General features: G+C 56.2%; 5 protein-coding genes and 1 pseudogene. 1 reads left to right on the forward strand and 5 read right to left on the reverse strand.

Features of this window, described 5'->3' with window-relative positions; genetic code table 11:
- The 5 genes and pseudogenes from D1646_RS19920 to D1646_RS19940 form a co-directional block, all read right to left on the reverse strand.
- Positions 1-387 (reverse strand): annotated as a pseudogene (locus D1646_RS19920) (transketolase); the annotation flags it as partial.
- A gap of 45 nt (positions 388-432) precedes the next feature.
- Positions 433-1,371, reverse strand: a complete 939-nt coding sequence (locus D1646_RS19925) for a LysR family transcriptional regulator (protein WP_160638129.1) — start codon at positions 1,369-1,371, stop codon at positions 433-435.
- A 547-nt stretch (positions 1,372-1,918) separates the two neighbouring features.
- Complete coding sequence (locus D1646_RS19930) at positions 1,919-2,797, reverse strand: Sir2 silent information regulator family NAD-dependent deacetylase (RefSeq protein ID WP_160638130.1); 879 nt, start codon at positions 2,795-2,797, stop codon at positions 1,919-1,921.
- Entirely contained in the window at positions 2,742-3,533 is a 792-nt protein-coding gene (locus D1646_RS19935) for a protein-ADP-ribose hydrolase (RefSeq protein ID WP_160638131.1), read from the reverse strand. The genes D1646_RS19930 and D1646_RS19935 overlap by 56 nt, the downstream gene beginning before the upstream one ends.
- 55 nt (positions 3,534-3,588) lie before the next feature.
- Positions 3,589-4,380 (reverse strand): hypothetical protein, encoded by a 792-nt coding sequence (locus D1646_RS19940; RefSeq protein WP_160638132.1) that lies wholly within the window; start codon positions 4,378-4,380, stop codon positions 3,589-3,591.
- A gap of 282 nt (positions 4,381-4,662) precedes the next feature.
- On the opposite strand from D1646_RS19940, the gene D1646_RS19945 reads away from it, so the two are divergent.
- On the forward strand, positions 4,663-4,992 hold the full coding sequence (locus D1646_RS19945; RefSeq protein ID WP_160638133.1) for a helix-turn-helix domain-containing protein: 330 nt from the start codon (positions 4,663-4,665) through the stop codon (positions 4,990-4,992).
- Positions 4,993-5,469: the final 477 nt, after the last annotated feature.

Raw genomic sequence — 5,469 nt, forward strand, 5'->3', positions numbered from 1 at the left:
CTTTGCAGCCAGGGCAATGCCGCCAGCCACCGCCACTCCCTGGCCCAGCGAGCCGGTGCTGGCGTCAATCCCCGGGGTCTTGTGCATATCGGGGTGGCCCTGAAGATGGGAGTTGATCTGCCGCAGGCTCCACAGGTCCTCCCGGGGGAAGAAGCCCATATCCGCCAAAATTGCGTATTGGGTGGGGCAGGCGTGCCCTTTGGAAAGGATAATCCGGTCCCGGTTCTCTTCTCGGGGATTGTGGGGATCCACGTTGGCCACCCGATAGTAGAGGGCCATCATCAGCTCCACACAGGACAGCGAGCCGCCAGGGTGGCCGCACTGAGCACCATAGAGCATCCGTAAAATGTCTCTCCTTAACTCTAGGGCTTTCTCTTCGTAGTTCATACTGTATTCCTGCTCTTTCTGCTCAAAAGCTGTAAAGTAAAATGTTCAGGGAATCAACAGGTCACCTGGAGCGCCCCTCTCTGGCACTCCGCCGCCCAACCGCTCTGAGATAAACCGGATCAACTCCTGACAGACCGGTGGAATATATTTCCGCTTTTTCATCATAAAGCCTACCATAAAGCTCAGTGGCTCCTGGAAGGAGCGCAGCTCCAGCTCCTCATACTTGGGCATGGACACCGTCTCTGGTGACAGGTTTACAAAGCCTAGGCTGCAGCAGGTCAGCACGATCTCCAGCATTCCATGAATCTGGGAGTGTTCCGATACCACATTGGGCTGAACCCCCCGATCCGCAAAGGCTTGCTCCAGCACCTGACCCATAACCCCGGAAGAGGACAGCATAGACACATCCTCTCCGTTGAGCCGTTCCACCGGGATCCTATCCAAACAGGCCAGGGGGTGGTCACGGTGCATAATCAGCTTGATCTCCCGCTTACATACCGGGGCAGCCCGGAGCTTGTTGCTGTCCAGGTCGTCAGGCAGGCCGTTGAAAGCCAGGTCCAGCTCCTCGTTCAGAAGCTTTTTGATCTGACCATGGGCGCTGTCCTCGTCCAGCCGGATGGTGAGGTCCTTATGGCTGGCGAGGAAGTCCTTATAGATCAGCGGAAAAATATCTGAACTCAGGATGGAGGCAATGCCCAGCCGCAGCGTATAGTTGGCCTTATGACTCAGCTCATTGGCCTCCGCCATAATGTCGCTGTAATCGCTGAGAAGCTGCCGGATCCGGTGCATGAGGGTCTCGCCCTCCACTGTAAATACGACCCCCTTGGGGGTCCGTTCGATCAGCGTCAGTTCCAGCTCCTGCTCCACCGACCGGACTGCTGCCGAGATGGTGGGCTGGGAGACATACAGGGCCTTGCTGGCCTTTGTAAAGCTCTTGTACCGATACACCGCATCCAAATAAATCAGCTGGCGCATTTCGATCATCGCAATCAGCCTCCCTGCGGCTTAAAGCATCTTTGGAGACACCTGTCTCAGCACCTCCGACAGATTCAAACGGAGCGGCCTGGATTCCCCACCCCGCGCCAGGCGGGGCTGCTCTAAAAATGGTTAAAATGTACAAAGTAAGATGTCTGCCGGCTCATCTTATGGTGGAATTATACCTCTTACCCCCGGCCTTTTCAAGGCAAATGTGCCCGAAACCCTATACCGATAATTGATGCCCCAATAAAAAAAACCTATTGCTGGTGTTTTAGAAATAATATTTGCCAATAGCCTGCCAATATTCCTTGACCTCTCGGATGATGGTCTTTTAGCTGGGCCAGCTCGCTGCAGAGGGTTTGAACTTGAACAGCGAGGTACTGACCGGTGCGTTGATGACTTCATGTCCGTCGTGTGGATGTTGCCCAGAAAAAACAGACAGCGCCGCCCGTTCTGTGCAAGAAGGGCTCAACGCTGTCTGAAATCTGATGTCTGGACTGGCGCTATCGCTTCCATAATGCCAGACAGAAAAAACACGCTCAATACAGTCAAGCTAAGAAGGGTCAGAAATGCTGTTCAGAATAGTCTCGATATCGCCGTTGATACAAATGGAGCGGCTGTTGATCTCCGCCGGCGCATAGGCGCTTTCCAGGTTGAGGCAGGCGTATAGGGCCTCCGGATTTTCGTGGGCGTACTTCCAAAAGGGGTACTTGATGATGACCGGGGTGTTGATCCCAACGCCCAGCTCCAGATACAGAACCCTCCCATGTTGATGCCGCCGCAGGAAGTCCCTATAGCGGGACGCCGCCTGATCCCATCCCTCGTCCTGAACAAAGGTGTCGTCACACCGCAGGTTCATGGTCATGGGCCTGCCGCATTTGGGGCAATGTGGAATCAACTCTGAGGGGACCTTCATATCTCTCTGCTCTGTTACCATGCGGCGGACAATGTCCTCATTGTCATAGGTCCCCTGATGACAGGGCCTGGAGCACTGCCACAGACCATAGTCCCCCTGAGTATAGAACAGCCGCTGTTTGTCAAAGCCCGCCAGCTGAAACTGGTGGTCTACGTTGGTGGTGAGGACAAAATAGTCCTTCCCCCGCACCAAATCCAGCAGCTGGTCATAGACCGGCTTGGGGGCCCGTTCATAGCGGTTCACCAGGATATGACGGCTCCACCAGGCCCAGTACTCCTCCAAGGTCTGGAAGGGATAGAAGCCGCCGGAGTACATATCCCGAATGCCGTACGTTTGGCTAAAGTCCCCAAAGTGCTTCTCGAACCGCTCCCCGGAGTAGGTCAGCCCCGCCGAGGCGGACAGGCCGGCCCCGGCGCCAATGACGACGGCGTCCGCATCTGCGAGGGCCGATTTCAGCCGGTCAAGCTTCTCCCAATAGGTCTCGGTAGATTTGGGTGTCGATATCCTTGAAAACATTGAAGATCACCTTCCGAATGGATGTGTTGTGCTGGAGGAACCCGGTGACGGTGCTCACCGCGATTTCAGCGGCTTCCCGGTTGGGGAAATGAAATTCCCCGGTGGAGATACAGCAGAACGCGATGGTCTCCAGGCTGTGCTCCGCTGCCAGCTCCAGGCAGGAGCGGTAGCAGGATGCCAGTTCCTCCCTGCCCCGGCGTGTGACCGGTCCCTGGATGATTGGCCCTACCGTGTGCAGCACATATTTGGCAGGCAGGTTGCAGCCGTGGGTCAGCTTGGCCTGGCCGTTGGGCTCCGGACGGCCCTGGGCCTGCATGATTTGATTGCACTCATCCCGGAGCTGAAGCCCCGCCGCCGAGTGGATGGCGTTGTCAATACAGCCGTGGCAGGGACAGAAGCAGCCCAGCAGGGCACTGTTGGCGGCGTTGACAATGGCGTCCACCCGCAGGCGGGTTATATCCCCCTGCCAGAGGGCCAGACGGGAATTTGTGGCAGCCGCCGGCAGACGGTCCCCATCTACCACGCCCTTGGCCTCCCGTTCCTCCGACAGCACCTCGTCCTGTATTTGCAGGAATTGCGGATCCAGCGGCACAGGCGGCCGGAGGTTCATCAGGCTGCGGAGAAGCCGGCGCTGGGCGGGTTCCTCCAGAGAAAATTGGGCCGCCTGGGGGCGGTACTCCGGCATTTCCTCCAGCAGGATGCGGTTCAGAGTATGGATTTGTTCCAGACGTTTCATAGAAGTGCTCCAATCAGGACTCCCCGGGGGACAGGCCCCCAGGGAGCTTATTGCTTCAGGCGAAAAAGAAGCCGGTGGTCATATCCAGATAGTTTTCTCCGCTGTAGGCGGGATACTGTGCCTTGACCGCCGCCTTAAACGTCTCACCGCTGGCGCAGGAGGCGGCGAGGGTTTTCAGGTGCTCCAGATAGTCAATTTTTGTCCGGGCGTCCTTCAGGTCCTCCGGGGTGTAGTGGGAGGTGAGGATCAGGTCATAGCCCTTGGCGATATAGTCCTTCAGCTGGGAAATGATTCCATCTGCGTGTTCCGCGCCGGCGACGATGGAGTGGCAGTCGTGGCCCAGCATGTGGGTGTAAACCCCGTTGATTTCCGGAATCTCCACATCAAAGGCCTCCGCCGTCTGGTGCAGGATGAACTCAATTCCGCCGATGGTCACCGAGCCCTCTTCCACAATGTGGTCAACCCTGTGAATGCTATGGTCAAACGCGGAGCCAAAGACGGAGGCGAACTGGTCAATCAGTCCTTTTCCGCCCCCGCTGCGGGCATACTCCACGGCGTTGGCTGTGGCGTACTTGGGGACCTCGGGCAGGAAGGAGGCGCCGGCGCCGTGGTAGGCCACCAGCATCCCGGCGACCACCTTGCCCTCCAGATACCGGGCCAGCGCGGCGATGCTGTCCACAAAGCAGGGAGATTCCAAGACGACGAACTGCCCTGCCTTCTCCACCAGGAACACCTCGTCGCTGAGGGGGTCTCCCGTCTGATAGGCGTGGAGCTTCGCACTGCCAAAATCGTAAATGTGCATCTCGCCCTGCTCCAGAGAAATCGTTGTAAAATTGCGCTTGTCCATGGATGATACCTCCAAATAATATAATTTACAGTTTGGGATGTTCTCCCTTCGACGCACTCATCATAACAGGAGAGATAAGGTCTGTGAAGTACGCACAATTTTGTGCCATAGGTACCCGGAGGTAACGATTGGATGGTAACCCGGAGGAAACCCTTGTGTCGTTTCAAGGGATTCCGGCGTTTTTGCCGGAGCGAAAATTTTTTTGCTCCTTGACCTCTGCATGGGAGATACAGTAAAATAAGGAGGTACGGCATTTGAGAAACGAATAGTCAGGAGGATGCGATGATGGAGGCCAAAACTTTGCCCGCCTGCCCGGTGGAAACGACGCTGACTTTGATTGGAGACAAGTGGAAGGTCTTGATTTTGCGTGATCTGCTGTCTGGAACAAAGCGGTTTGGGGAGCTGAAGAAGTCGATTGGAACGGTAAGTCAGAAGGTTTTGACAACACAGCTCCGGCAAATGGAGGAGGCCGGGCTGCTGATTCGCACGGTCTATCCGGAGGTCCCGCCCCGCGTGGAATATTCTCTGACGGAATTGGGCCGCAGTCTCAAGCCTATTTTGGATGCCATGCAGAACTGGGGCGAGGGGTATCAGGCAATCGTGAATCATTAGTGCAGGGTTTACCGCCAGGCGTACAAAAAACGCTTTGCTTGGGCTGAGCTGCCCCCATGCCAGTGGATTGTTCTCCGTGGTCTACCTGGAACTGGTCAGCAAGTATACTGGACCGCTGCTTATTACTGGCGCTGACAGCACTCTGAAAACGAATCGTAGTGGCTGCCGATGCAGAAATCCTGCCCTTTAATTCGTAAAGTATCTTTTGTAGGGCCGGACGACTCTAGCCTGCCGCTTTGTGGCCCTGCCCCGTAGGGCTCATCTCTCGTCCCGCCCGCAGGCGGCCTGGCCCCTTTGAAAAGGGGCTCCGCGAAGCGGTGGGGATTGACTTGCTGGCATTGCCTCTACTTGAAATTTTAGATAGAAAATGGTGCTTTCAGGGACAATCCCCCGCCCTCGCTTCGCTCAGGGGCGGCAGATTGTCAATGAAGTGCAACAAAAAAGAAAAAGGAGGAGTCAGGAGGGTTTAAGAAAGAG

The sequence above is a fragment of the Pseudoflavonifractor sp. 60 genome, assembly GCF_009911645.1.
Lineage (GTDB): Bacteria > Bacillota > Clostridia > Oscillospirales > Oscillospiraceae > Lawsonibacter.

Coding starts and splice junctions, on each gene's coding strand:
- D1646_RS19925 (WP_160638129.1), bottom strand. CDS start 1,371: ATGATCGAAATGCGCCAGCTGATTTATTTGGATGCGGTGTATCGGTAC.
- D1646_RS19930 (WP_160638130.1), bottom strand. CDS start 2,797: ATGTTTTCAAGGATATCGACACCCAAATCTACCGAGACCTATTGGGAG.
- D1646_RS19935 (WP_160638131.1), bottom strand. CDS start 3,533: ATGAAACGTCTGGAACAAATCCATACTCTGAACCGCATCCTGCTGGAG.
- D1646_RS19940 (WP_160638132.1), bottom strand. CDS start 4,380: ATGGACAAGCGCAATTTTACAACGATTTCTCTGGAGCAGGGCGAGATG.
- D1646_RS19945 (WP_160638133.1), top strand. CDS start 4,663: ATGATGGAGGCCAAAACTTTGCCCGCCTGCCCGGTGGAAACGACGCTG.